Source organism: Oceanobacillus sp. FSL H7-0719 (assembly GCF_045040795.1).
GTDB lineage: Bacteria > Bacillota > Bacilli > Bacillales > Amphibacillaceae > Oceanobacillus.
This window is the reverse complement of the sequence record NZ_CP150301.1, coordinates 1,684,154-1,709,716: the sequence shown is the minus strand read 5'-3', so window position 1 is coordinate 1,709,716 and position 25,563 is coordinate 1,684,154. Positions and strand designations below refer to the sequence as shown.

Genomic DNA, 25,563 nt, shown 5'->3' with positions numbered 1-25,563 from the left:
GGTGTATAATGGATAACAATAAAGAAGACAATCGGACTCTTGATATAATTGATGAAGATTTATATGAAGAAATAGATGAGGAAGAGCTTTACGAATTAGTCGAGGAAGAGAGAAAAAAAGCGTTGGCAAAAGCAAAAGAAAGACGGGAGCAGAAGAAGCCAAAAAGTATTTTTCCAAAGTGGGCATTCTGGCTAATTGCGTTCGCTCTCGCGTTCAATGTCGTTGCATTACTGCCTCAGACTTTTTCAATTCCTGCAATTGATTTTCTCATTACATCAACAAAACTTTCAGCTCAGGAAGATATAAAGGAGTATAAGAAAGCAGTCGTGGTGATTGAAACTGCAGATAGCAAAGGCACAGGATTCGCAATTAACGAACATGGGACAATTTTAACGAATAATCACGTTGTGGAAGGGGAAGAACATGTAACGGTGGCGTTCCCTGAGAACGGATTATATGATGGTGAAGTTGTGGCTGTCTTTCCGGAAGTCGATTTAGCAGTTATCGAGACGAATGGGGAGAATTTACCGCATTTAACATTGGCAGAATCAACAGTTTTTGCAGATGATGAAAAGATAAGTTTTATTGGTAATCCGCTGCGTTTTAACGGAATTGCCAATGAGGGGACGATTATTGGCTACACGCAGCTTTCCAGCTGGGAAGAGCCAGTGCTGATGATAGAGGCTCCCGTTTATCGGGGGAATAGCGGCAGTCCGATTATTACGAAAGATGGCAAAGTTATTGGGGTTATCTTTGCCACATTAGACCATGATGAACATGGGAAGGTTGGACTTTTTGTACCGATCGATTACTACTATTCAGCTTTTGAGAAATGAGAGTGAAATTCTTTGCTTTGTTTAACCGCAATCAAAAAGGGTAAAAATAGGTAAACTCTTTTTTGGAGGCGAACCATATGTATTATTTTACTACAGCATTGCACACATACAATATTGATGCAACAGATGGAGAAATGGGCAGAATTAAAGATTTATATATTGATGATCACAACTGGAAAATTCGTTATGCTATTGTTGATACGCGAAAATGGCTGCCGGAGCGTAAGGTTCTCATACCGCCATCTGCTTTTATTGAAGTGAACGAAGAGAATGAAACGCTGGAAGTAGAATATGATAGAGAAATGATTAAGCAAAGTCCGCCGGTTCCAGAGGAGTCTGATTTAACGATTGATAAAGAAAACCAGCTGATTAAATACTTTGGCTGGACACGTTACTGGCCGGAGGATGTCTTAATTAGCGGTGAACAACGTGCCATTGGTGTATTTAATCAGAAATCAGAGAGGATTTATCAAGAACCAGAAGATTTTGAACGTGAACAGTTAATTGCTAATCATCGTGATAATAATCATAAACTGCGGAGCCATGAAGAGATTTTATATGCCCGTGTGCACGGAAGAGACGGCAAGCTGGGAAGGCTTGAAGATTTCGTTTATAATACCGACTGGGATTTAAAATATATTGTAATTGGCAGTCCCAATCCTGCCGAAGATGAATTTTACTATTATCCAGTAGAAAAAGTTGTTTCTGTTGATTGGTATGAAGGTGATCTTTATCTGGATGAAACGATTGTAGGCTTATATAATCAAAAGTCATTTCATAATAAACGTGAAATTTTAAACGAGTTTTAATATACGCATGCTCTCCAACGACAGTGGGAGCATGCGCATTTTGTGCTTCCCGTGCGCGGCTGGAGGACCCATGCTGCGTATTATGCGGTCTCACCGTTGCCTTAAACTCATTCTAAAATAAATGAATCGGTTGTTTACTCATTCGTGACATTAACATTTATTGCGCATCTCATTATTTACTTTATAATCTTTGTAGTATAGAAGTAATCATCCTTTAATTGAATTGTAAACAGCTTGTGATGAAAGACTTCATTAATTAAGATACCATTAAATATGTACATAATTTTGACCGTCTAACGATCAATAAATTAAGGAATTAATGGTGGGAACGTGTAAATGATAAAAGTGAATTTTAGTTATATAAAAATAAGATTTGTAAATAAACTTTCTGCTACACCCAAAAAGCAATGTGGCGTATCGAAAACTATAAGTAACGGGGGTACCAAGTATGCAGGCATATAGTTTAACAGAACGAATCCCCGTAGAGGAAATTGTCGTGCAAATTCAGCAGGGTGATAAGGAAATGCATGATTATTTATTAAAATCGTATCAGCCATTTACAGCAAAAGCAGTTTCAGAAGTGTGTAAACGTTATATTGACCCATTAATAGATGATGAGTTCAGTATTGGTCTCTCCGCTTTTAATGAGGCCATATTTTTGTATTGTCCTGAAAAAGGCAATTCCTTTCTTTCTTTTGCAAAGCTGATCGTGAAGCGAAAAGTAATTGACTACATACGTTATAACTCGAAACGGCAAAATTATCTTTCGTTCGATCAATTTTATGATGAAGAACGAATGGAAAATCCTGCAGAAATATCTGTTGTCATTGAACAATATAACGAGGAACAGGATGCAATAAACCGTCGCGATGAAACGCTGGACTATCGGGAAAAGCTGCGCGAATTTAATTTAAGCCTGTCCGAACTTGCGGAAGTTTCGCCAAAACATCGAGATGCAAGAGATAATGCAGTAAAAATCGCAAGGGTGCTATTAGATAACGACGAATTAAAAAAATACGTTTTAACTAAAAAGAAGCTTCCAATTAAAAAATTGGAAAAACATGTTCACGTAAGCAAGAAAACATTGGAAAGAAACCGAAAATTCATATTGGCAATTTTTATTGTTTTAAATGGAAACTATATTTATCTGCAGGACTATTTAAAGGAGGTGGGTAAGTGAATAAAGGCATCATTTTGGAAAAACATCGCAATTATATGGTTATTCTCACAAGTGATGGTACTTTTCATAAAGGAATAGTTGTGAATAAGGATGCAAAAATTGGTGAGGAAGTCGAATTTGAACCATATAGGGAACGAATTTTTTTCCAGATGGGCCGAACTGAAGGACGCTCCTTGGCAGGAAGAGTAAGTTCGGTCACAGTACTTGTTGCCTTATTCATATTTTCCACTTCCTGCTTTATTAATAGCAAAATCAATTTCAGCAATGAAGACATTAATTACAACGTTTATAAGCAAATAGAGGAAAATGGCAAAACAAATTCAGATACAACAGTGGGGAATGAAAATACATCCGAGGTAATTGCTCCGCTGTCTGGTGATAAAGAAAAAGGAAGGAATCCGTAATATGGATCCTTCCTTATTTTTAAGCTTTAAGAATTGTTCCATCATGGTATTTCAATGCATGATCTAAATAATATATTAACTGATCATGCAAGCGAAGAATTTTTGCCTCATCTAATGAATAATGATATGCTTGCAGAAATTTGGCGATTTTTTTTGATAAGATATCATCCTTCGTACGTACCATCAAAATCAGCAGTTCATCCCATTGTCCCCATAAAGTATAATACAGTGCTTTATCATAATCAGGAATCATGTTTACTCTCCTCCTAACCATTAGCGCTTAACTCTATTGTCTCCAGTTGTTTCTATATATTTCATTACATAAATGGGCCTCATGCCAAAAAAAGGATATCTCAAATAGGCATATTCTCTTTTCAGCGAAACATACTAAAAGCAAATATTGAAGGAGGTTACATTTCAATGAAGTGGAAAATGCTTAGTATTTTTACTGTACTTTTGATTACATTAATGGCTTGTCAGGCGGGTGATGACGATACACAGAAAGGCACAGACAATCCCAATGTTGACCCTACATCTTTTCGAAATAATGAAGCAGGACACGGTATGGTAAATGACCGGGATCATACGCTGGAGCGGGATGCTGATCAATATCAAAATAGAGATAATGACCGCAGAGATAATTCTGATCGAGACAATTCCAATTATGAAGTTGCAAAGGAAGCAGCTGACAAGATAACGAATGAAATCACTGAAATCGATCATGCATATGTCATCACAACAGATAATAATGCATATGTTGCAGCAAACCTTGATACAGACGAAGGTAACAATAAAGGAAATAATAACAGCGGGGATAATAATTCGAATGAATTAACAGATAAGGTCAAAGACAGAATTGCTAAAATTGTTAAGTCTGTTGATCGTGACATCGATAATGTTTATGTTTCGACTAACCCGGATTTCTTGAACTTGGCAAACGATTACGCTGATGACGTTGAAAACGGGGAACCGGTTGAAGGTTTCTTTGACCAATTTGGTTCAATGATTGAAAGACTTTTCCCTGAGAACAGACGTTAGATTATAACGATTACTATAAAAACATGTCAATGACAATAGTTGTTGACATGTTTTTTTCTGTGATAATAATGAAAAGCAATATTCCCTGCTTTAAGTTAAATGTAAAGTAGTGTATCATTTATTCATAGAAAATATTACGCAGAGCGGGGAGAGATTAATATGACGAAAAAAATGAATGTTGAAAGCTTTAATCTTGATCACACGAAGGTAAAAGCGCCATATGTGCGTCTTGTTGGAGTTACAGAAGGTGCTAAGGGTGATAAGGTATATAAATATGATATCCGTATAAAACAGCCAAATAAAGAGCATATGGAAATGGACGGTCTGCATTCTCTTGAGCATCTGATGGCAGAAAATATCCGGAACCACGATGACTATGTGCTTGATATTGGGCCAATGGGCTGTCAGACAGGCTTTTACCTTTCCATCATTAATGATACAACAGATGAAAAAGTAATGGATTTATTGGAGAAAACATTGAAGGATGTTTTAAATGCGGATGAAGTGCCAGCATGCAATGAAGTACAGTGCGGCTGGGCAGCAAGCCACAGTTTGGAAGGCGCAAAAGAAATTGCTAAAGAGATGCTCGCAAAACGCGATGAATGGCATGAAGTATTTTAATGAAAATTGCATGGATTGGAGGAATAGAAATTGAGTGAAAAAGCAATCGCATATTTAAAAGAAAATCGCAGTAACTTATTAGAAAAAATGAATGAATTTTTATCAATTCCAAGTGTGAGTACAGATAGTGAATATAAGCAAGATGTGGAAAAAGCAGCAGATTTTCTTGTAGCTTATTTAGAGAAGCTGCAGTTTGAAAAAATTGAAAAAATGGAAACAGCGGGACACCCGCTAGTCTATGGAGAATATAATGGTGCGGGTGCTGACGCGCCGACTGTTTTATTTTACGGGCATTATGATGTTCAGCCAGCTGACCCGCTCGAGCAATGGAAGAGTGAACCGTTCTCGCCAGAAGTGCGCGATGGCCGTTTATATGCGCGTGGTTCCAGCGATGATAAAGGACAGGTTTTTATGCATTTAGCTGTCTTTGAAGCATATATGGAAACGGAAGGAAGCTTGCCGGTTAATGTGAAGGTCTGTATCGAAGGGGAAGAAGAAATCGGCAGTGAGAATCTTTATGAGATTCTTCATGAACAAAAGGACAAATTCCAAGCAGATTTTGCAGTGATTTCAGATTCAGGCATGGTTGCGAAAAACCAGCCAACCATTTTGTATGGACTAAAGGGCTTTACTGGAATTGAAATTACAGTGACTGGTCCTGATCATGATTTGCACTCTGGCATGTATGGTGGAGCAGTTCGCAACCCCATTATGGCATTAAGTCAGATTCTTGCTTCAATGAAAGATGAAAATGAAATCATCACGGTTGATGGCTTCTATGATGGGGTATATCCATTAACGGGTGAAGAAAGAGAATTAATGAAGAAAGCCCCTGGTGAAGATTTTGTTGCTGCAACTGGAATTCCAGAAACAGCTTCAGAACAAGGATATACACCACAAGAACATACAATGGGACGTCCGACATTTGAAATAAATGGTATTTATGGTGGCTATCAGGGTGAAGGTACAAAGACAATTATCCCATCCGAAGCGACAGCAAAAATCACTTGCCGTCTTGTACCTGGCCAGGATCCTGAGCGTATTCAACAGCTGCTTGAAGATCATGTGCTAAAACACACACCAAGCGGGGTAAACGTGGAAGTGAAAAAAGAAAGGCTCTCAGCTAAAGCATACAAAGTTGAACCAGATCACCCACTAATACAAAAAGCTGCGGAAAGCTATACGAAAGCATTTGGTAAAGAAACAGTATATGTTCGGATGGGCGGTTCGATTCCGGTAGTGGAATGGATTGATGCTATTTATAAAATGCCAATTGTATTATTAGGCTTTGGCACACCAGAGGATCGACTCCATTCACCGAATGAGAGCTTCCCTTTAGATAGTTTCGATAGAGGAATGGAAACCCTTATTTACTATTGGGATAAAGTAAGAGCAAATTAAATAAATTCTCAAAAGGGGGATTATAGATTGTCCAATATTGCAATCGTAACTGGAGTGTCTAAGGGATTAGGCATGTCATTAGCCAGATTATTATTAGAATCAGGCGTGGACGTGATTGGAATTTCTCGAACAGGAAATAAGAAATTACCAGATACCGCAATAGAAAATAATCAATTTTATGAGCATTATTCCTGTGATTTATCCGATATTGCAGCACTTGAAAAAACAATAACTGAGATTTACGAAACACTTAAAGCACGTGAAGAACAAATCGAAACGATTTATCTAATAAATAATGCTGGTGTGGTAGAGCCAATTAATCAAGCAGCAAATATCAAGAGTGATGAATTATTGAGGCATGTAACAATTAACAGTGTGGCACCAATGGTTTTAACGAATAGGTTGTTAAATATGGCAACTGCTGATCAGATAACGTTAATTGCAGCAAATGTTTCATCTGGTGCAGCAGAGGGAGCCATTTATGGCTGGAGTGCATATTGCTCTACAAAAGCAAGTCTCAATATGTATACAAAAACAGTAGCTCTTGAACAAGATAAACTCGACACGGGCAATAAAATTATTGCATTCAGTCCAGGAATTATGGATACAGAAATGCAAGGAACAATTCGTTCTTCCAGTGAAGAAGAATTTGCAGAAGTGGAACGTTTCAAGGATTATAAAGAAAATAAAGCATTAAGAAATACAGATATTGTTGCAGGTGTATTAATTGATATCATTACTGACGAAAGTGTAATGAATGGTGAAATCTACAATGTCAAAAATTATCTTTAGGTAAATGCAATGACTAAGTCATTCGCCCTCCCTTTTTTTCTGCAGGTGCATAAAGTATTGTAGTTCTTGAAAAACAGGGAGGTAATGTTATGGGTAAAGAAGGCGGAGGAAATTTCAAATCAGGTGGTTTCGCACTGCTTGTCGTATTATTTATTCTGCTAATTATTATTGGAACAGCGTATAATGATAAAGGTTATGATGGAGGTTACGGCGGCTACGGCGGAGGATTTGGCGGTTGTTGCTAAGTAAACAAAGCTGCAGTTAAAAACTGCAGCTTTGTTTATATTTTAATAGCGTACATATTCCCTTGCATTGTAACTGAAACCCAATCCGTTTTATGATAAACTGTTGAATAGCACCCAGCATCTGAAAATAGGCCGTTGCAATAAAGTAAATCTTTCATCCGCGGGGGTTCAGCCCCTGCGGATTATTAGATGAATAAACAGCAATAATTTGTATTGAACGAAAGGTAGGTTAGGTATGATAACAAGAAAAAGTGAACGTGAAATTACACAAATGCAAGCAGCTGCAGATATTCTTGTAGCTTGTCATAGAGAAATAGCGAAAATGATTAAACCAGGCATTACTACATTAGAAATCGATGCCTTTGCTGAGGAATTCATGAGAAAGAATGGAGCGATTCCAGAGCAAATTGGCTATAATGGTTATGAATACGCTACATGCGCTTCAATTAATGATGAAATCTGCCATGGCTTTCCAAGGGATGAAAAGCTAAAAGATGGTGATATTGTTACAATTGATATGGTTGTTAATCTTAACGGAGGGTTAGCAGATTCTGCATGGACATATGCTGTTGGGAATGTTGATGAAGCAGGCCTGAATTTAATGGAAGTTACAAAGAAATGTCTTGATTTGGGAATTGAACAGGCACAGGTTGGAAATCGTATAGGAGACATTGGCCATGCAATCCAGACATACGCTGAAGGTGAAGGCTTTTCAGTTGTCCGCGATTTTACCGGCCATGGAATTGGCCCCACAATGCACGAAGAGCCGCATGTGCCGCATTTTGGCTTGCCAAATAAAGGGCTGCGCTTAAAAGAAGGTATGGTTATTACGATTGAGCCAATGATCAACGAGGGTACGTGGGAAAGTCAAATGGATGAAAATAGCTGGACGGCAAGAACGGTTGATAAAGGACGTTCCGCACAATATGAGCATCAAATAGTGATTACAAAAGATGGCCCATTAATTTTGACAGATCAAGACAAAGAATAAATTATAAAATGACTATAAATTCCATGAGGAATTTATAGTCATTTTTTATTGGTAAGATTAACAATTAAAAATACGGCAGACTTTTTAACTTTCTAAAAATAAGTTATAATAGTTTCAATTTTATTATTATATACATAGGGAGGAGAATAATGGACAAGGCTGTTGCTCAAAAGAACGAGTTAAGCGAATTGGGAATGTTACGGAAGGGATTGGCTGCAGGCTTTCCTATTATGCTGGGATATCTTCCTATTGCACTTACATATGGGGTTTTGGCTAAGCAAACTGGAATGTCCTTACTCGAGCTGACAATGATGAGTATCTTTGTTTATGCTGGTGCAAGTCAATTTATGGCTGTAAATATGATTGCAGTTAGTGCGAGTGCTATGGAGATTATTATTGCAACATTTGTGCTGAATTTCCGGCATTTTGTGATGAGTCTTTCATTTATGAACAGCCTAAGAACTGTAGAACGTAAATGGAAGCTGCCGCTTTCATTAGGGCTTACAGATGAAGCGTTTGCTGTATCTGCCTTTCATCCTGAAGAAGCGAAAGAAAAACATGGCGCTTTCTTTTATTTAGGCATTTTTATCATTGCCTATGTATCTTGGGTTTTTGGGTCATTTATTGGTGGAATGCTTGGAGAAGTTATCCCGGCTAACTTAAGTCAAAGTATGGGGATAGCCCTTTATGCGATGTTTATTGGACTATTGATTCCATCGGTTAAAAAGAATGCAAAGGTCGGTTTGATTGCAGTTATTGCAATGCTGATTAACTTTATTTGTGTAGAGCTTGGTCTAAGCTCAGGCTGGGGAATCGTAATTGGCACGGTTATTGGCGGCATGAGCGGAATATTTTTATTGAAGGAGGAACAGGAATGATTCTATTCATCATTATTGGTGTGTCGCTAGCTACGATGGTCCCTCGCATGATTCCTGCCTTTCTTGTCGATAAACTGCAATTTCGTCCATGGGTCAATCGCTGGTTAAGTGCGATTCCTTACGCTGCACTAGGCGCTTTAATTTTCCCGAGTATTCTTACAGTGATACCGGAGGAACCGGTGATTGGGCTTATTGGAGGCGCAGTTGCAATCATCCTTGCCTGTTTTGGCTTGAATGTAGTCCTTGTTGTTCTTGGAGCGGTTTTAACTGTATTTTTATTGACGATTTGAGCTTTAACGAACAATCCAAATACCCCCGAGACTTCTGCAGGAAAAAAGCTTTTCTGTTACCTGATAGAACACCAGGGGTATTTTGTTTTGTGCTCGGACTGCTGAAAAGCTCGTCTGTGTACTAAGTACTCCGTTTTTTAGCAATGGTATAGTTAATTGCTGTGTTCGGAATAGTAGGGTTCAATGTGAATATGCGCATGGGTTACTGCGTGTTTCTCTGACAGGTAGTGTTCAATTCTTTCTGTAATTTTATGACTGGCTTCGACAGTTAGGTCTGCATGTACGAGTATAGTTATTTCCATTAAGGCTTGGCTGCCATGGACTCGTCCTTTAATATCTTCTACTTTTTTAACCTCTGATACTGCCTCAATACTTTCTTTAATAAGCTGCAATTCATCTTCATCATAGGCATCTGTCAGTGTTAAAGTTGCATCTTTAAATATGTCAAATGCTGTTTTGCAGATAATCAGTCCGACGATTGTCCCGGTCAGTGGATCAAGCCAATACAGACCAGCCTGTGCTCCAATAATACCGATAAATGCGCCAATACTGACAAGAGCATCGGAACGGTTGTCCTGTGCAGCTGCATACAGTGCTGAGCTGTTTAAACTTTTAGAGAGCCTCGAGTTATAAATATACACAAAAAACATTACAACAGCAGAAGCTAATGCGGTCCACGCAGTCAGCATATTTGGCTGAATTGCTTCGAAAATAAATATCTTCTTTATCGTGTCATAAATTACTTGAATTCCTATAAACATCATAATAAACGCTGCAAAAAGTGATGCAACAGTCTCTGCTCGGTAATGACCATAGCGATGATTTTCATCAGGCGGTTTTTGAGAAATACGCAAGCCGACAAGGACAGCGATTGATGCAATTACATCGGTTGTATTATTTAAGCCGTCAGAATGAAGAGCGACTGAATTTCCCCAATTGGCAATCCATAATTTTATAATTGCCAATGCAAGGTAAGTGAATATACTTAGCCAGGCGCCTTTTTCCGCTAATTTTAGATTATCTGCATGGTTCATGCGTTATGCCTCCAGTTACTTTGGTTAAGATAGTGTATCAAAGGAATTTGAGTGGGTCCAGAGAAAAAGAGCAGGTTATAGGAAGGACTCTTGGGAGCTGCGAAGGAAGTTTATCTTGGGAAAAACTTAGGGAAGACTACAGCTTACATCATATTTATAAGGTTTCCAATCGTGTTTCTATTTCCTTTAACAGTTTCATCATAATCAAGCAAAATAATTCTGTTGCTTTTATTCGGAAAATTTAGGATAATAGAATAAAGGAAAAAGGGGGCACTTCCAATGAAGAAAGAAAAAGTAGTTCTGTTGTTTTTTCGTTATGAAGGAAAGCCAATCCAAGCAAAAAGAGAGATTCCTTATGAGATTCGATTGCAGGCACAAATGATGTTAGATGAAATCTGTTTTCAATATAATAGAAAAAAGTTGGAAGAAGAACTAAATGGTGCATTAGATGAACGGAATAAAACTGCATTTATACAGCATAGTGAAGCATATAAAGAGTTTATATGGAAATAATTCAATACATTTTAAAAAAGTCTTATCTATTCGTGATAAGACTTTTTTAACGTATCCCATTAAAAGGATAGGCTTTATACTAGCTATAAAGCTTTAATTACATAATAAGTATACATTGCGGATGCTAAGCAGCTTGATTGTAAATTTTTAATTAATTTCAGTTATTTTACTGAAAAATTTGGTATGCTAGCCAAAAAGGGGGACTCGGGTTGGAGAATAAGAAAAAAATACAGCGCAGCTGGATGCTATATGATTTTGGTAATTCAGCATTTGCTACAACGATTATGGCAGCGGTTCTTCCTGTATATTATTCCAGTGTAGCTGGAAGCGGACTGGAAGAAGGGATGGCAACAAGTTACTGGGGATACTCACAGTCGATATCTGTATTGATTGTTGCAGTATTGGCACCGATTTTAGGTGCTATTAGTGACTTTTCCGCTGCAAAAAAGAAATTCCTGCAATTCTTTGCTTTTATGGGCATCATTGCTAGTATTTTACTGGCATTTGTTGGGGAAGGCGATTATATTTTAGCTTCGGTGCTATTTATAGTTGGTTCAATTGGTTTCTCAGCAGCAAACATCTTTTATGATGGCTTTTTGCCAGAAATAGCAGAAAAAGATGAAATGGACAGGGTTTCGTCTGGAGGATTTGCCTATGGATATATAGGTGGAGGAGTTCTCTTGACGATTAATATTTTGATGATTTTAAATCCAGGCTGGTTTGGTTTGCCAAATACAGTGGTTGCTACACAGCTTTCTTTTGCATCAGTTGGTATTTGGTGGTTTATTTTCTCTCTCCCTTTAATAAAGAATATAAAGGAAGAGAAGAAGATAAAGGCTGAAAGAGATAAATCGTACTTAGCAATTGGCTTTTCAAGGGTTGGGAATACGTTCCGTGAGATTAAACAATATAAACAAGTATTGATCTTCTTGTTGGCATTTTGGCTTTATAATGATGGAATCTCAACAATTATGCGGATGGCAACCATCTATGGTGCGGAAATCGGCATTGCAGGAAATGACCTGATTATTGCATTGTTAATTACACAATTCGTTGGTATTCCATTCACCTTTTTCTTTGGCTGGCTTGCTTCAAAGATTACAGCAAAACGGGCATTATATATTACATTGATTACTTATATGTTGATTACAATTGTTGGTTATTTTATGACGTCCGCACTGCATTTCTATATACTTGCGATTACAGTAGGAATGGTGCAAGGCGGAGCGCAATCGCTTAGCAGATCAATTTTCGGCAGAATGGTCCCAGCAAATAAGCATGCTGAGTTTTTTGGGTTTTATGGTATATCTTCCAAATTCGCTGCAATTATTGGTCCATTCATGTTCGCTTTTATCGGACAAATTACAGGGAACAGTCGCTATGGCATCATTTCACTTATCTTCTTCTTTATCGCAGGGATAATTATTTTAAGGTTTGTAGACATTGAGAAGGGCATAGAAGAAGCGAAACAGGTAACAAAACTGGAAGGAATTGTTGAAGTCAGGCCCAAGAAATAAATTGAAATAAAAAATGCGCTTCATTTACGATGAGCGCATTTTTTCTCTTTATTTAAAAAGATATACATCTAAAAAATCGGGCTGCTGTATTTGTTCTCTAATTGTTGTTCCAAATCTGTACCTGTGTCATAAGAAATATTCCCGATAAGTTTTTCTAGCTTTTGCTTCGAATATTGGGAGCCTTGGTTCCAATAATTTTGGACCTCAGTAATAATATCGATTCCCTCTACACGACTTTCATTATACAGATCAATAAAACTCTTATCGCTTAATTCGTTTGTTGCTGGATGTTTCCAGCTTAGCTTATTTAAGTTTAAATAATCGATATGATCCTTAATGGGCTGGTGTGAATAAGCGGAAATGAGCGAGCCAATGAGACGATTTTTTATCCCTGTGGGATCTGCTAAAAGTCTTAGCGCAAGGAGCATGTCGCGGTAAGCCTTTTGGATATATGCGTCATTCTTACTGTTAAATTTCGGGAAAAACTTATTGATTGCATGAAATAAGAGAAAAACAATATTTGAATCCAGCTTTCTTCCAAGATCAATTTCTTTATAGACTGGTGTCTTCCAGGTTTTTAAATTATGATACTTTTCCATCATTAATGTGTCGATTGCTGTTTCCAAAAGCTGATGGTTGCTCTCTTCATAGCCGGCACGATAATAAATATATGGATGTGTATTGCGATCTAAAACGTGATGGGTAATAAATCCAACAACATATGCTTTTACTTCATTACAGCTGTCTTTTGCGTTTTCGATTAGTTCCATCAAAAATGTCCCGCAATGTTCTGTATGCAATGCTGTTCCGACTTCATGTACGGGTTCTTCTTTTACCCATGGCCAAAAATTATAATAGAAAAATGGGTCAGGACCTTGAGCGCCAAGCTTCATATAGTTCTCATGCTGCGAAAAGGGATGAAGCTTTGGAACCGCATCTACAACCTCTTCACAGAAGAGTATATGAGTCCATATATTAGGCATAGCAAAATCCTCCTTCTTGCCTGCTGTTAAATTAGAAGGCTCCTGTTGGATCTTCTAAGATTGTGAAATAGTTTATTCTTTACTTAAGTATTATATAATATAGAATGCAATTTTCCTGAGGATAGTGGTACAAATTTGTGTCAAATTAGAATTTACCCGCTTATTTATGTGAAAATGCAATTTTCAGACAGCGAGTAACCAGATTACCTCAGTGACGAATTGATTGGAACTGCTCTGCTGATAAACTGATAAAAGTTGTTCGAGTCTGCAATATAATTAAAAACAATTTTACGAAGTTTATCGATATGAAAGATATGTGATTTAGTATAGTTTCTGTAAAAAATTTGTTACAATAAGGATGTTATATAGATTTTATAGGGAGGAAGCATAAGTGGATTATCGCGTTGAGAAAGATACAATAGGGGAAATTAAAGTACCTGCAGATAAATTCTGGGGTGCGCAAACACAAAGAAGCAAGCAGAACTTTCCAATCGGAAATGAAAAAATGCCTAAGGAAATTATTCAAGCATTTGCCGTTTTGAAAAAAAGTGCTGCAAAAGTGAACAGTGAGCTTGGTTTATTGGATGCTAAAAAGGCAGAAGCAATAGCTTATGCAGCCGATGAGGTGCTTGAAGGAAAAATCGATGAGCATTTTCCATTGGTCGTTTGGCAAACTGGAAGCGGTACACAATCAAACATGAACGTGAATGAAGTAATTGCTTATGTAGGGAATCAGTGGTTAGAAGAAGAGGGCAGTGAAATCAGACTTCATCCTAACGATGATGTAAATAAGTCACAAAGTTCGAACGATACATATCCAACAGCAATGCATATTGCATTTGTATTAAAGCTAGAAGATACTGTATTGCCTGCTGTAAAAGTATTGAACAAAACATTAAAAGAGAAATCTGATACATTTAACGATATTGTGAAAATTGGTCGTACTCATCTGCAGGATGCAACACCACTTACACTTGGACAGGAAATTAGTGGCTGGCATCGAATGCTGGAAAAAGCGGAAGCGATGATTACGGCAAGTGTTACTGAATTGAAGGAATTAGCACTTGGCGGAACAGCTGTTGGTACGGGGTTAAACGCACATCCCGAATTCGCAGAACGTGTTGCAAAACAAATAAGTGAATATACTGGTAAAGCATTTGCTACTGCAAAAAATAAATTCCATTCTTTAACAAGCTATGATGAGACTGTTTTTGCACATGGGGCTTTAAAAGCACTTGCCGCAGATATAATGAAGATTGCTAATGACGTACGCTGGTTGGCAAGTGGCCCGCGTTCAGGTCTTGGTGAAATCACAATCCCATCAAATGAACCAGGAAGTTCAATTATGCCAGGTAAAGTAAATCCAACACAAAGTGAAGCAGTGACAATGGTTGTTGCGCAAGTAATGGGAAATGATGCAGCAATTGGTTTTGCAGCGAGTCAAGGAAATTTCGAGCTGAATGTTTTTAAACCTGTTATTGCATATAACTTCTTGCAATCGGGTCAGCTTTTAGCGGATAGTATTATGTCCTTTAATGATCGCTGTGCAGTCGGTATTGAACCAAACCACGAGGTAATTGATAGACATTTAAATGAGTCACTTATGCTTGTAACTGCACTAAACCCGTATATCGGCTACGAAAATGCAGCTAAAATTGCAAAAACAGCATTTGCAGAAAATGCGACATTAAAAGAAACTGCGGTTAAATTAGGATTGCTTACAGAAGAAGAGTTTGATAAATATGTTGTTCCGAAAGAAATGACACATCCTAAATAATTTTACTATAGAATTTGTGCTAAACATGGTATAGAAACAATATAAGGTTCTGAACATTAATCTTTAATGCTCAGAACCTTTTTTATGTGAGTATTTTAAACTGCAAGGATGGAATTCGGTTATATGTTATAGAGAATTCTATGCTTAAAAACATTGTAATAACAGGATATTATTCGACTAGGTCATCATAAATATCATAGTAAAATATCCGAATTGGAATACTATCTACATTTTACCAGTGAATTTTTATCATAAGTTTAGGTGAATTGCGGACAATATAATTACAGAAGGAGGTGAAAGACCGATGGCTAACAACAATTCAAACCAATTAGTAGTTCCTGGAGTACAACAAGCGCTTGATCAAATGAAATATGAAATTGCCCAAGAGTTTGGTGTAAATCTAGGAGCAGATTCAACTTCTCGTGCTAACGGTTCTGTTGGTGGAGAAATTACAAAAAGATTAGTTCGTACTGCACAGCAACAGCTTAATGGTGGCGGACAATAACAAATTAAATAATATTAATAGTGGGCAAGCTATTTATAGCTTGCCCACTTTAATTATTGTATGAGACTGGTTTAATGTTATTTTCTGATTCTTAATTCAGAATCTATATCGAAGAAATGCACTTTATTCATATCAAATGCTAGTTCGATTGTATCACCTGCATTAATATCAGTTCTGGAATCGATGCGTGCTACAAATTCTTGTTCTTTCAATGTAGAATAAAGAACAGATTCTGCACCCATTAATTCAGCAACTTCAATTTTTGCATTAATTTTTGTTCCAGGTGATGCATCAATGAAGGCAATCTCATCATGAATATCTTCTGGGCGTACACCTAAGAGGACATCTTTGCCGATATAATTTTGCTCGCGGAGCACTTTCATTTTACCTTCTGGAATTTCCAGTTTGACATCATCAACGATAAAGTTTCCTTCTGCTACTTTACCAGTAATAAAGTTCATTGATGGAGAACCGATAAATCCGCCAACGAATACGTTCTCAGGATTATCATAAACATCTTTAGGTGCTCCAATTTGCTGAATGATACCATCCTTCATAACGACAAGACGTGTTGCCATTGTCATTGCTTCCGTTTGGTCATGTGTAACATAAATTGTTGTAGTTTGCAGACGGCGGTGCAGTTTTTGGATCTCAGAGCGCATTTGTACACGGAGCTTTGCATCCAAGTTGGAAAGCGGTTCATCCATTAGGAAAACCTTTGCATCACGGACAATTGCACGTCCTAAGGCAACACGCTGACGTTGACCACCAGAGAGTGCTTTTGGTTTACGGTCCAAATATGCTTCCAGACCAAGAATTTTTGCCGCATCACGAACTTTTTTATCAATTTCTTCCTTTTTAATTTTACGAAGTTTTAAGCCGAAAGCCATGTTGTCATAGACATTCATATGCGGATAAAGTGCATAGTTTTGGAAAACCATTGCAATATCGCGATCTTTAGGCGCAACATCATTCATTTTCTTCCCATCAATATACAACTCACCATTCGAAATTTCTTCAAGACCAGCGACCATACGAAGTGTTGTTGATTTCCCACAGCCTGAAGGACCGACGAATACGATAAATTCCTTATCTTCAATATGTAAATTAAAATTATCGACAGCGATTACATTTTTATCATACATCTTTTGGATATTTTCTAAGCGCAGTTCAGCCATTAAAAATTCCTCCTCGTATTTTTAAAACTATCTATTTGTTAATTTAATTGTACTTGAGCGGGCGAAAAAAATTAATGGACAACATGCACAATGTTTTTATTATCCTTCATGCGCTTTTGCCAGCAGTATGAAATAAACGAGTGCTGCCTGATCAAAGCTGCGAATATCTATCCCGGTTTTTTCGATAAACTTATCTAAACGATATTGCAGGCTGTTCCGGTGCAGATATAATTCTTTTGCAGTAAGTGATGCATTTAAATTAGATTGGAAAAACACTTTAACTGTATGCAATAAATCTTTATCTTCTTTTACTTCTTTTAGAATGTAGTGTATTGCATTTTCTCTAAATTCGCTGGAAGCTTGATTGATCAAGAGTGCAAGAATAGCTTCTGTATAAAAAACAACTTGTTTTTCAAAATAAGTGAAAATTGTATTTGCATGCTTACGCAGAGAATTATAATTTATTTTCAAATCTGCATGTGTGTGGATAAAAGGACCAACTAAGAATTGAATATGCACATATAAATCACTCATTAGTACATCAATGATTTGCTCATAGGATAATGGTTCATCTGCCTGGTTTTCAAGTTCTTCAATAATAATCCCAGAGGATTCATTTTCCCATAGAATTGGAACCGGCTTATCGAACAAAGTCTCAATTGCTTCTTTAAATAAGGCTGGTTTCAATTGCTTGGTTGGGAAGGTGAAATAAACGAGACGAAAGTTTGGAAAGTTTTCATCGCTTGACTCATCCATATTCAAATGATGCATCCAAAGCTTTTCCTGTTTGGTTAAAGTCGGTAACTCGGAATGATAAGGGGTGAGCAGGCTTGTGAGGATAACTTCATCCCTTTTGGAAACTTCATTTTCTTGAATTCCAATGATTTGTTTATCATCAGTCATATATAAAATATAGCCTTCTGGGTAATTAGCATCATTTTCAGAGAAAAATATGAGTGATGGAAATATCGTTTTGAGTTTATTTTTCATATTAAGACCCTCTTTTTATTTGGTTATAAGATATTATAGCAAGGATATAATGATAAAAAAATTATTATCTGCCTGAATCAATTCTTTTGTTCAGGTATACAATCAGACTATCATTTGTTATAGTTTGAGTAGTCTAAAGTATGGGGAGGAATAATGATGTCAAATATTTACGATAATGCGTATAGCTTAGAACAAGCAATTAGAGAAAGCACTGAATTTAAAAACCTCAAAGAGGCTTATGAAGCGGTAATGAGCGATTCTGAGTCAAAAGAAATGTTTGAAAGCTTCCGTGATACACAACTTGAATTACAAGAAAAACAAATGCAAGGACTTGAAATTACAGAGGAAGAAGTAGAACAAGCACGTAATGTAGTTGAACGTGTACAAGGCAATCCAGTAATTTCAAAGCTAATGGAAGAAGAACAGCGTTTGAACTTAATTATCGGTGAAATCAGCTCTATTATTACAAAGCCATTGGAAGAAGTTTACGGATTCGACCAAGAACAGCATTAAGCAGAAAACTCACAGGAAACTGTGAGTTTTTTATTGTTTTCCCTAAGAGCGAATATCAAGCAAGATTGCTTCTAATGTAAAGCACCCAGGAAACCCGGCTGCTCATTCTTCATCTATGAAATAATACAAGCTTTGCTTCGGGCGAAACACATCTGTGTGTATGTTCCTGATAATGATGTTCTGCTAATTTTTCTTCGCCAATCTTCTTTGCTGCATCATCATTTTCGGCTGTAAAAGATTCATCAAGTAATTTTTCACCATTGGGTGCGAATACGGTAAGTGCATAATTTCTCATATGTAAAACCCCTTTCGATTTCTTAGGTCTATTATAATTTATCTTGCTAAAAATTGCTAAAAATTCAGTATTTAAATTGAAACTTTACTTTTCTGCATAATATTATAGATAAATGAAACCATTTTAGTAATATAATCGTAGTAAGTAAGGTAGAGAAGGGAGCGGGATTGAATGTCTTTAGTTATTGATCATGTTACAAAACGTTTTGATAATTTTACTGCGGTAGACCAGCTTAATTTAACTATACCTAAAAATGAAATCTTTGGATTCTTAGGTGGAAATGGTGCGGGAAAAACGACGACTTTCCGAATGTTGCTTGGTTTACTCGCTATGACAGAAGGTAAAATTACTTGGAACAATGAGACAATTAATTATGAAAAAAGTGATTTAATAGGGTATTTGCCAGAAGAAAGGGGATTATATCCAAAGCTGACTGTAAAAAATCAGATCATATACTTAGCAAAGCTGCGTGGCATGAGTAAGCAGGACAGCTTGCCTGAACTAGAAAAGTGGCTGGAACGTTTTAAAGTTCCTGAATATATGAATAAGAAGGTGGAAGAGCTTTCTAAAGGGAACCAGCAGAAAATCCAATTTATCTCAGCGGTTATTCATAAACCAGAGCTTCTGATTCTGGATGAGCCATTTTCCGGATTAGACCCTGTAAATGTGGAGATGTTGAAGGAAGCTGTTCTCGATCTAAAAGAAGCAGGAACTACAATTGTTTTCTCTTCTCACCAAATGGCAACCGTAGAAGAGCTTTGTGAAAACCTTTGTATCTTGCTAAAAGGTAAGCCAGTAGTTGAAGGCAGCTTACGGGAAATTAAACGTTCCTTTGGCAAGAAAAACTTACTAATCCATGCAGACTATTCTTTGGAATTTCTTAAGGAGTTTCCTGGAGTTGCAAAATATAAACGGTTAAATGAAGGCTGTGAATTGCAAATAGAAAATGAAGCAGTATCACAGGAGATTTTTAATGGATTGCAAAACCGAGGCTTTCTGCGGAAGTTTGAACTGGAAGAACCGTCATTGAATGACATCTTTATTGAGAAGGTTGGTGCGTCTTATGAATAAGTTTTGGACAATCTTTTCACATACTTACATAGAAAAGATTAAATCAAAAACGTTTATTATAACTACTGCACTGCTTTTGTTATTTGTAGTTGCTGCAGCAAACTTCCAGGGGATTGCAGAGATGTTTTCCGATAGTGAGGGTGAACCAGAAAAAATTGCTGTAATTGATCATACTAATGCATTATTTGAACCATTAAAACAGGGGATAGAAACAGCAGATGATTATTTAGAAGCAGAGCTTTATACTGGATCTGAAGAAAAGGCCAAATCCGCTGTTCAAGATGGAGAATATATCTCGCTAGTTGTAGTGGATTTCGATGAGGAAGAATTGCCACAAGGGACTTATTTTGCAAATAATATCACCGATTCATCGACACAGTCACTGATTCAGGAACAATTACAAAATGTAAAGAGTGCAATTTCAATTGAACGGGCTGGATTCGATGAACAAATGATCCAGGAGATTTATGCTCCAATCCAATTTGAAGCAGTTGCACTAGATGATGAAGCAAAAACAGTAGAAGAAATATTCCAGGCACAAGGCATTGTTTATGTCATGGTGTTCCTAATGTATATGGTTGTTATTATGTACGGACAGATGATTGCACAAGATGTAGCGAATGAGAAGTCTTCACGGGTGATGGAAATTTTAATTTCCAGTGCTTCGCCAGTTACCCATATGTTCGCAAAAATCTTTGGAGTAGCGTTGGTTGGCCTTACACAGATTGCCATATTTATCGGCGCAGGAATTATAATGGTAACAAGCAAAAAAGATGAACTGGCTGGCAGCTTCCTCGATATGATTGGTTTGGTAGATGTTCCAGCAGACCTTATCGTTTATGCAATTATCTTCTTCTTGCTGGGCTACACTTTATATGCAACCTTAGCTGCGATGCTCGGTTCATTAGTAAGCAGAGCCGAAGATGTTGGCCAATTAATTACACCGATGATTATTTTAATTGTTATTGCCTTCCTTGTAGCAATGTTTGGACTAACTGCTCCAGAAACAACAATAGTAAAAATATCGTCGTTTATTCCATTCTTTGCTCCAATGGTTATGCTGTTAAGGATTGGCATGCTAAATATACCGATGTGGGAAATTGGACTTTCGATAGGGATATTGATTGCTTCAATTATTATACTTGGATTGATTGGCGCAAGAGTATATAGAGGCGGCGTATTAATGTATGGACGTTCTGCTTCCTTAAAAGATTTTGGAAAAGCATTGAAGTTGTCTAAAAAAGAAAATCAGTAAACACAATAAAACAGTTCCAGGCAATCAATTATGATGCTTGGAACTATTTTTTTTAAGAAGCTTGTGCTCTTCCACAAATTTAAATAGATGAGCATATTTACTTCACTATCGTATAAAACAAATGAACAGAACGTGCATTCTCATTTATTGTTTGGTAGAATATGAAGGAGACAGAATGAACGGGGGGAACGGTTATGAATCATGAAATTACTTTTATTCATGCTGCTGACTTGCATTTAGATAGCCCATTTAAAGGGCTGAGTCACACACCAGCGCATATTTTTCATGAAATAAAAGAAAGCACTTTTCTAGCATTAGATCGTCTGGTTGAAGCAGCAATTAGCAAACAAGTGAACTTTATTTTGATATCGGGAGATCTATTTGATAACGAAAAGCAAAGCTTAAAGGCACAAATTCGTTTGAAAAAAGCATTTGAACGTTTAGAGAAACAGGCTATTAATGTGTACTTAAGCTATGGAAATCATGATTATATAAATGGAAATATTCATAAAGTTACTTATCCAAAAAACGTCTATATTTTCCCGGATGATGTGGTCCGCTCCTTTCTTTTTGAAAAGGATGGGGTGCCTTTCGCTTCAATAACAGGGTTCAGCTATGTTAATCGCGGGGTTGACGTGAATAAAACAAGTGAATATTCAATTCAGTATCCGGAAGCTGCTTTTCATATTGCCATGCTTCACGGCAGTCTTCAAGGAAATACGGAGCATGACACATATGCACCATTTCAGCTTTCAGAACTGGCAAATCATGATTTTGATTATTGGGCACTTGGTCATATCCATAAACGTGCGGTATTAAAAGAAGACCCGCCAATTATTTATCCAGGTAATACACAAGGGCGAAATCGCAAAGAAACAGGGGAGAAGGGCTGTTATTATGTGAAGCTTTCAAAGACAAACATAGAACACAGTTTCATCCCGCTTCAAGCAATTCTATTTACACCATTAACAGTAGATGTTTCCTCATGTAGTAAAGTTTACCAGCTTGAGTCCATAATACAAAGCAGCTTAGAAAAGCAGCTTGAGAAGAGTCCCCAGCTGATTGATTTACATCTTTTTGCAGAGCATGATGCTTTAAGAACTTGGCATTCTTCAGGTGAACTTGAAGAAATAATTGAGATTGTTAATGATACGATTATAAATAATAACCCTTGGATGCAAATTTTTCGCATATCTATAGAAATTAAGAAAGAAATTACCGATTACGAAGCGAATTATGGTGAACACTTCTTAGCTGAGCTAGCTGACCGTTTTGACGGAGCTGTTATACAAGATTACTTGCAGGAGCTTTATCAGCATAAGCAGGCAAGGAAATATTTAGAAACTCCATCTCAAGAGGAAGAACAGGAAATAATCAAAGAAGCACGTGAACGATTATTCGATGAACTGGTGAAGGGAGGTAGATAAATGATGAGAATTATACGGGCAAATATATTCGGTTTCGGTCAGTGGGTAGACTATTCACTTGAAATGCCGAAAGAAGGACCAGTATTTATTTATGGAGAAAATGAATCGGGAAAATCAACCTTCCATCAGTTTATTCTTTTTATGTTATTTGGCATGCCGCCAAAACAGCGGAAATATTATCAGCCAAAAACAAGCAGCAAACTTGGCGGGCAGCTTGTGCTTTATGATTCATATATCGGTGAATTTACGATTGAGCGATTTGATGATAAGTATAACGGGGCAGCGATCTGCTTTATGGATTCTGGAGAAACCTTTGACGAATCTTGGCTAAAAGAGCGCCTTAAAGGAATGAATCCAAAAACATTCGCAGCAATCTTTTCTTTCTCAGCACTTGATTTAAATCATATCCAGCAAATGAATGAAGAAGATTTGGGAGAAGTTTTGCTAAGTATTGGCTTAACAGGATCAGATCATATCTATCAAGTAGAAAAGCAGCTGGATGCGCGTCTCAGCGAGCTCTTCCGTCCCCAAGGAAAAAATCCAATCATTAATAAACAACTGCAGCAATTAAATGATTTAGCTGAACAATTACAAAACAATCTAAAAGAAGAGGCGAGCTATCGTAAAAAGCATATTGAAGCTGAAAGGCTTCTGAATCATCTTGAGGAATTACAATTAGAAAAACAGGAAGCAGAAAGAGAAAAAAATTACCTCTCCAAACAGCGCACAGCACTTCCTGTTATCCAGGAATATCAATATCTTATATTGAAGCAGCAGGATTATCTTGAGGAGCTGGCTTTCCCGGAGAATGGACTTGAACGACTAGAAAAAATAAAGGACGAGCTCAGGCCGCTTGAAAGTGAGTTAGCAGTGCTAAAGGATAATCAATCCAGAAGTACAGAACAGTTGAAAGCGCTGGAGAAACAGAGAATTAGTAAAGATGTGCTTCAGGAAATCAAAGATAAACAGCAAGCAGCTGAAAGGTATATCGTTTTAGAAAATCATATAGCTGAGCTGCAAACAAAGCAAGCTGCATTAAAAAAAGACATTGCTGAAGAATTGGATTACTTACATATCAATTTAAGCCATCCAGACTTGGATGAGATAGCATTACCGTTCTATATCGAAGAAACATGGAAGCAGCTGAAATCTGATAAAGAAATGCTTGCATTAGAATCGGCAAACCTTCAAAGTGAAGAACGTGGTTTAATTGAAGAACAAAAATATCTGGAAAATGAATTGAATTACCAAGTCTCAACACTTTTGTCTGATGAAAAAGCTGCCACGATGAAAAATAAACTGAATCAAGGGAAGGAGTATGCACAGTTAGAACGACTGCATGAAGCTTCAATTCAGAAGGGGCAGCATTTTGAAAAAGAGAAGGAACAGAAACTAAAAGGAACCAACCGCATTTTTAGAGGAAGTATGTTGTTGTTTGCAGTGGGTATGATTGCAGCTTACTTTACCGATCAGCGTTCCCTTTATGGTTTAAGTTTCATTATATTCATTATCGGAGTCACCCAATGGTTTTTAACAAAGCAAAATATCAAACAGCTGGAAAGAATGCTGCAATCACCGATTACGCTGGAGAGAAAAGAACAGCTATCTCCAGAAGAACTCCTTGCAATTGAGAGACAATTAAAGGAGGAAGCCGATAAACACGACGAAATGGAGCGGCTGCAAACTGCATTAGAAAGCCAAAATATTAAACTGCTGAAATGGGCAGAAAAAAACCGGATCTTCCTTGAAAAAGATAAACGCTATCTTCAGCAATTAGAGGAACAATATACACTCTATCCTTATTTAAAACAAATTAATTTAAGCTATTGGCCTGAGTATTATCAGCGTCTCAAGTCTTTGTTGAAATGGAATGAAGAGTATAATCAGACTGCTGTCCAAATAAACGATATGTATAATGAACAGAAGCAGTTAAAAAAGGCAATTATATCTTCCATGGGAATGATTTTCTTAGAAAAGCAGGAAAAGGATATAGTACGCATACTAGCAGATATCCAAAACTTACTGAAAGTAGAGCAGGAAACGAAACAGCGAATTTCTCATTATAATGAAATGCTCAGTGAAGTGCATGAAAAGATTCATAATCTGGAAAAGAGAATGTCTGTATATACGGATGAGATGAATCAGCTATTTGCAATTGCACATACAAATTCTGAAGAGGAATTTTATAAGCGGGCAAATGCTGTTGCTGAAAAAGCGAAGCTGGAATCAGCACTTGAAATGACTAAGCGTCAGCTGGATACAGCTTTTCCTAATAATACATGGAAAGTTTTTATACATGAACAGTTTGATGCACTCGAATTACAGCAGCTGCAAGAGGCATTAGAGGTAAACATAACATCCTTTGATGGATCAATCGAAGCTTCACGTACACAGCTCGCAGAAATTAATGCTGAGTTGAAACGGTTAGAGAGCTCTGATGCTCACTCAGAAAAAATACATCAATTCGAAATAGAAAAAGAAAAATTAAACCGGCTGGCAAAAGAATGGGCAATGATTAAGGCGGAAAAAGAGGTGCTGGCAGAGACGAAAGAGAATTATCGTGATAAATATTTAGCAAAGGTTATGGAAGAAACTGCTCATTTTTTAAATACCGTAACAGCTGGCAAATATGTGTCTGTTTACTCACCGGAAAATAAAGAGCCTTTTCGTTTAATGGCAGCAGATGGTCTCAGATTTACGGTGAATGAATTATCTCAAGGAACAATGAATCAACTCTATGTATCATTAAGACTAGCAATCAGCAAAGTGATGGCAGAAAGTCATCAGCTCCCATTTTTACTTGATGATGCATTTGTTCATTTCGATGAGGTGCGAGTAAAACGAATGATCAAGGTGCTTGCCGAAACAGCAGCAGAACAGCAGGTTATTATGTTTACCTGTAAGAATGATGTACGGGATGCGTGTGAGCAGTTGCATATACGATGCATAGAACTATAGTATTTGTTGTTCATTATTTTCATCAGCTTCCGATTTACGTTAGAATAGTATCATAGACTTTT

The 25,563-nt window shown here is 37.1% G+C and carries 27 protein-coding genes; 21 read left to right on the top strand and 6 right to left on the bottom strand.

Annotated features, from left to right (window positions below; all coding sequences use genetic code 11):
* Nucleotides 1-8: 8 nt before the first annotated feature.
* The 4 genes from NST93_RS09175 to NST93_RS09160 all read left to right on the top strand — a co-directional run bounded on the left by NST93_RS09175 (nucleotide 9) and on the right by NST93_RS09160 (nucleotide 3,229).
* The gene (locus NST93_RS09175) at nucleotides 9-836 is read left to right on the top strand and encodes a S1C family serine protease (RefSeq protein ID WP_405103368.1); all 828 of its coding nucleotides are present in this window, start codon (nucleotides 9-11) and stop codon (nucleotides 834-836) included.
* 77 nt (nucleotides 837-913) lie between these two features.
* Nucleotides 914-1,645, top strand: a complete 732-nt coding sequence (locus NST93_RS09170; protein ID WP_405103366.1) for a PRC-barrel domain-containing protein — start codon at nucleotides 914-916, stop codon at nucleotides 1,643-1,645.
* A gap of 448 nt (nucleotides 1,646-2,093) precedes the next feature.
* A complete protein-coding gene (gene sigI, locus NST93_RS09165; RefSeq protein ID WP_405103364.1) occupies nucleotides 2,094-2,825 on the top strand; it encodes an RNA polymerase sigma-I factor in 732 nt (243 codons plus the stop codon).
* Nucleotides 2,822-3,229, top strand: a complete 408-nt coding sequence (locus NST93_RS09160) for an anti-sigma factor domain-containing protein (protein ID WP_405103362.1) — start codon at nucleotides 2,822-2,824, stop codon at nucleotides 3,227-3,229. The genes sigI and NST93_RS09160 overlap by 4 nt, the downstream gene beginning before the upstream one ends.
* A gap of 19 nt (nucleotides 3,230-3,248) precedes the next feature.
* Here the strand turns inward: NST93_RS09160 and NST93_RS09155 are convergent, their stop codons facing one another.
* Complete coding sequence (locus tag NST93_RS09155) at nucleotides 3,249-3,482, bottom strand: YhdB family protein (RefSeq protein ID WP_405103360.1); 234 nt, start codon at nucleotides 3,480-3,482, stop codon at nucleotides 3,249-3,251.
* 167 nt (nucleotides 3,483-3,649) lie between these two features.
* On the opposite strand from NST93_RS09155, the gene NST93_RS09150 reads away from it, so the two are divergent.
* The 8 genes from NST93_RS09150 to NST93_RS09115 all read left to right on the top strand — a co-directional run bounded on the left by NST93_RS09150 (nucleotide 3,650) and on the right by NST93_RS09115 (nucleotide 9,485).
* Nucleotides 3,650-4,267 carry a YhcN/YlaJ family sporulation lipoprotein gene (locus tag NST93_RS09150; protein WP_405103358.1) on the top strand — a complete coding sequence of 206 codons (618 nt, stop codon included), beginning with the start codon at nucleotides 3,650-3,652 and terminating at the stop codon, nucleotides 4,265-4,267.
* A 159-nt stretch (nucleotides 4,268-4,426) separates the two neighbouring features.
* Nucleotides 4,427-4,888, top strand: a complete 462-nt coding sequence (locus NST93_RS09145; RefSeq protein WP_405103356.1) for an S-ribosylhomocysteine lyase — start codon at nucleotides 4,427-4,429, stop codon at nucleotides 4,886-4,888.
* Nucleotides 4,889-4,918: 30 nt separating this feature from the next.
* Nucleotides 4,919-6,289, top strand: a complete 1,371-nt coding sequence (locus tag NST93_RS09140; protein ID WP_405103354.1) for a dipeptidase — start codon at nucleotides 4,919-4,921, stop codon at nucleotides 6,287-6,289.
* 27 nt (nucleotides 6,290-6,316) lie between these two features.
* The gene (locus NST93_RS09135; protein ID WP_405103352.1) at nucleotides 6,317-7,081 is read left to right on the top strand and encodes a (S)-benzoin forming benzil reductase; all 765 of its coding nucleotides are present in this window, start codon (nucleotides 6,317-6,319) and stop codon (nucleotides 7,079-7,081) included.
* A gap of 89 nt (nucleotides 7,082-7,170) precedes the next feature.
* The gene (locus tag NST93_RS09130) at nucleotides 7,171-7,326 is read left to right on the top strand and encodes a YjcZ family sporulation protein (RefSeq protein WP_405103350.1); all 156 of its coding nucleotides are present in this window, start codon (nucleotides 7,171-7,173) and stop codon (nucleotides 7,324-7,326) included.
* Nucleotides 7,327-7,561: 235 nt separating this feature from the next.
* Entirely contained in the window at nucleotides 7,562-8,317 is a 756-nt protein-coding gene (gene map / locus NST93_RS09125) for a type I methionyl aminopeptidase (protein ID WP_405103348.1), read from the top strand.
* A 149-nt stretch (nucleotides 8,318-8,466) separates the two neighbouring features.
* Nucleotides 8,467-9,195, top strand: a complete 729-nt coding sequence (locus NST93_RS09120) for an AzlC family ABC transporter permease (protein ID WP_405103346.1) — start codon at nucleotides 8,467-8,469, stop codon at nucleotides 9,193-9,195.
* Entirely contained in the window at nucleotides 9,192-9,485 is a 294-nt protein-coding gene (locus NST93_RS09115) for an AzlD domain-containing protein (protein WP_405103344.1), read from the top strand. Before NST93_RS09120 ends, NST93_RS09115 begins: the two co-directional genes overlap by 4 nt.
* Before the next feature lie 152 nt (nucleotides 9,486-9,637).
* Here the strand turns inward: NST93_RS09115 and NST93_RS09110 are convergent, their stop codons facing one another.
* The gene (locus tag NST93_RS09110) at nucleotides 9,638-10,519 is read right to left on the bottom strand and encodes a cation diffusion facilitator family transporter (protein WP_405103342.1); all 882 of its coding nucleotides are present in this window, start codon (nucleotides 10,517-10,519) and stop codon (nucleotides 9,638-9,640) included.
* 279 nt (nucleotides 10,520-10,798) lie between these two features.
* Between NST93_RS09110 and NST93_RS09105 the strand changes: the two genes are divergently transcribed.
* Together NST93_RS09105 and NST93_RS09100 are read left to right on the top strand one after the other, a co-directional pair.
* A complete protein-coding gene (locus NST93_RS09105; protein ID WP_405103339.1) occupies nucleotides 10,799-11,032 on the top strand; it encodes an IDEAL domain-containing protein in 234 nt (77 codons plus the stop codon).
* A 242-nt stretch (nucleotides 11,033-11,274) separates the two neighbouring features.
* A complete protein-coding gene (locus tag NST93_RS09100) occupies nucleotides 11,275-12,549 on the top strand; it encodes an MFS transporter (protein ID WP_405103808.1) in 1,275 nt (424 codons plus the stop codon).
* Between the two features lie 68 nt (nucleotides 12,550-12,617).
* On the opposite strand, the gene NST93_RS09095 is transcribed toward NST93_RS09100, so the two are convergent.
* Nucleotides 12,618-13,532 carry a zinc dependent phospholipase C family protein gene (locus NST93_RS09095; RefSeq protein WP_405103337.1) on the bottom strand — a complete coding sequence of 305 codons (915 nt, stop codon included), beginning with the start codon at nucleotides 13,530-13,532 and terminating at the stop codon, nucleotides 12,618-12,620.
* A 391-nt stretch (nucleotides 13,533-13,923) separates the two neighbouring features.
* On the opposite strand from NST93_RS09095, the gene fumC reads away from it, so the two are divergent.
* Together fumC and NST93_RS09085 are read left to right on the top strand one after the other, a co-directional pair.
* Nucleotides 13,924-15,309, top strand: coding sequence for a class II fumarate hydratase (gene fumC / locus NST93_RS09090; protein WP_405103336.1), 1,386 nt, complete (start codon nucleotides 13,924-13,926; stop codon nucleotides 15,307-15,309).
* A gap of 304 nt (nucleotides 15,310-15,613) precedes the next feature.
* Nucleotides 15,614-15,814, top strand: coding sequence for a small, acid-soluble spore protein, alpha/beta type (locus tag NST93_RS09085; RefSeq protein WP_405103334.1), 201 nt, complete (start codon nucleotides 15,614-15,616; stop codon nucleotides 15,812-15,814).
* Between the two features lie 77 nt (nucleotides 15,815-15,891).
* On the opposite strand, the gene NST93_RS09080 is transcribed toward NST93_RS09085, so the two are convergent.
* Entirely contained in the window at nucleotides 15,892-16,992 is a 1,101-nt protein-coding gene (locus NST93_RS09080; RefSeq protein ID WP_405103332.1) for an ABC transporter ATP-binding protein, read from the bottom strand.
* A gap of 99 nt (nucleotides 16,993-17,091) precedes the next feature.
* On the bottom strand, nucleotides 17,092-17,982 hold the full coding sequence (locus tag NST93_RS09075; RefSeq protein WP_405103330.1) for a PucR family transcriptional regulator: 891 nt from the start codon (nucleotides 17,980-17,982) through the stop codon (nucleotides 17,092-17,094).
* Nucleotides 17,983-18,138: 156 nt separating this feature from the next.
* On the opposite strand from NST93_RS09075, the gene NST93_RS09070 reads away from it, so the two are divergent.
* A complete protein-coding gene (locus tag NST93_RS09070; RefSeq protein ID WP_405103328.1) occupies nucleotides 18,139-18,495 on the top strand; it encodes a YlbF family regulator in 357 nt (118 codons plus the stop codon).
* A 109-nt stretch (nucleotides 18,496-18,604) separates the two neighbouring features.
* Here NST93_RS09070 and NST93_RS09065 read toward each other — a convergent pair whose 3' ends face one another.
* On the bottom strand, nucleotides 18,605-18,790 hold the full coding sequence (locus NST93_RS09065; protein WP_405103326.1) for a YhzD family protein: 186 nt from the start codon (nucleotides 18,788-18,790) through the stop codon (nucleotides 18,605-18,607).
* A 171-nt stretch (nucleotides 18,791-18,961) separates the two neighbouring features.
* Between NST93_RS09065 and NST93_RS09060 the strand changes: the two genes are divergently transcribed.
* The 4 genes from NST93_RS09060 (at nucleotide 18,962) to NST93_RS09045 (ending at nucleotide 25,501) form a co-directional block, all read left to right on the top strand.
* Nucleotides 18,962-19,861, top strand: coding sequence for an ABC transporter ATP-binding protein (locus NST93_RS09060; RefSeq protein WP_405103324.1), 900 nt, complete (start codon nucleotides 18,962-18,964; stop codon nucleotides 19,859-19,861).
* On the top strand, nucleotides 19,854-21,116 hold the full coding sequence (locus NST93_RS09055; RefSeq protein ID WP_405103322.1) for an ABC transporter permease: 1,263 nt from the start codon (nucleotides 19,854-19,856) through the stop codon (nucleotides 21,114-21,116). Before NST93_RS09060 ends, NST93_RS09055 begins: the two co-directional genes overlap by 8 nt.
* A 194-nt stretch (nucleotides 21,117-21,310) precedes the next feature.
* Nucleotides 21,311-22,543 (top strand): exonuclease SbcCD subunit D, encoded by a 1,233-nt coding sequence (locus tag NST93_RS09050; RefSeq protein WP_405103320.1) that lies wholly within the window; start codon nucleotides 21,311-21,313, stop codon nucleotides 22,541-22,543.
* Nucleotides 22,544-25,501, top strand: coding sequence for an AAA family ATPase (locus NST93_RS09045; protein ID WP_405103318.1), 2,958 nt, complete (start codon nucleotides 22,544-22,546; stop codon nucleotides 25,499-25,501).
* The last annotated feature ends 62 nt before the right edge of the window (nucleotides 25,502-25,563 follow it).

Coding starts and splice junctions, on each gene's coding strand:
- NST93_RS09175 (WP_405103368.1), top strand. CDS start 9: ATGGATAACAATAAAGAAGACAATCGGACTCTTGATATAATTGATGAA.
- NST93_RS09170 (WP_405103366.1), top strand. CDS start 914: ATGTATTATTTTACTACAGCATTGCACACATACAATATTGATGCAACA.
- sigI (WP_405103364.1), top strand. CDS start 2,094: ATGCAGGCATATAGTTTAACAGAACGAATCCCCGTAGAGGAAATTGTC.
- NST93_RS09155 (WP_405103360.1), bottom strand. CDS start 3,482: ATGATTCCTGATTATGATAAAGCACTGTATTATACTTTATGGGGACAA.
- NST93_RS09150 (WP_405103358.1), top strand. CDS start 3,650: ATGAAGTGGAAAATGCTTAGTATTTTTACTGTACTTTTGATTACATTA.
- NST93_RS09145 (WP_405103356.1), top strand. CDS start 4,427: ATGACGAAAAAAATGAATGTTGAAAGCTTTAATCTTGATCACACGAAG.
- NST93_RS09130 (WP_405103350.1), top strand. CDS start 7,171: ATGGGTAAAGAAGGCGGAGGAAATTTCAAATCAGGTGGTTTCGCACTG.
- map (WP_405103348.1), top strand. CDS start 7,562: ATGATAACAAGAAAAAGTGAACGTGAAATTACACAAATGCAAGCAGCT.
- NST93_RS09120 (WP_405103346.1), top strand. CDS start 8,467: ATGGACAAGGCTGTTGCTCAAAAGAACGAGTTAAGCGAATTGGGAATG.
- NST93_RS09115 (WP_405103344.1), top strand. CDS start 9,192: ATGATTCTATTCATCATTATTGGTGTGTCGCTAGCTACGATGGTCCCT.
- NST93_RS09110 (WP_405103342.1), bottom strand. CDS start 10,519: ATGAACCATGCAGATAATCTAAAATTAGCGGAAAAAGGCGCCTGGCTA.
- NST93_RS09105 (WP_405103339.1), top strand. CDS start 10,799: ATGAAGAAAGAAAAAGTAGTTCTGTTGTTTTTTCGTTATGAAGGAAAG.
- NST93_RS09100 (WP_405103808.1), top strand. CDS start 11,275: ATGCTATATGATTTTGGTAATTCAGCATTTGCTACAACGATTATGGCA.
- NST93_RS09095 (WP_405103337.1), bottom strand. CDS start 13,532: ATGCCTAATATATGGACTCATATACTCTTCTGTGAAGAGGTTGTAGAT.
- NST93_RS09085 (WP_405103334.1), top strand. CDS start 15,614: ATGGCTAACAACAATTCAAACCAATTAGTAGTTCCTGGAGTACAACAA.
- NST93_RS09080 (WP_405103332.1), bottom strand. CDS start 16,992: ATGGCTGAACTGCGCTTAGAAAATATCCAAAAGATGTATGATAAAAAT.
- NST93_RS09075 (WP_405103330.1), bottom strand. CDS start 17,982: ATGAAAAATAAACTCAAAACGATATTTCCATCACTCATATTTTTCTCT.
- NST93_RS09070 (WP_405103328.1), top strand. CDS start 18,139: ATGTCAAATATTTACGATAATGCGTATAGCTTAGAACAAGCAATTAGA.
- NST93_RS09065 (WP_405103326.1), bottom strand. CDS start 18,790: ATGAGAAATTATGCACTTACCGTATTCGCACCCAATGGTGAAAAATTA.
- NST93_RS09060 (WP_405103324.1), top strand. CDS start 18,962: ATGTCTTTAGTTATTGATCATGTTACAAAACGTTTTGATAATTTTACT.
- NST93_RS09055 (WP_405103322.1), top strand. CDS start 19,854: ATGAATAAGTTTTGGACAATCTTTTCACATACTTACATAGAAAAGATT.
- NST93_RS09050 (WP_405103320.1), top strand. CDS start 21,311: ATGAATCATGAAATTACTTTTATTCATGCTGCTGACTTGCATTTAGAT.
- NST93_RS09045 (WP_405103318.1), top strand. CDS start 22,544: ATGATGAGAATTATACGGGCAAATATATTCGGTTTCGGTCAGTGGGTA.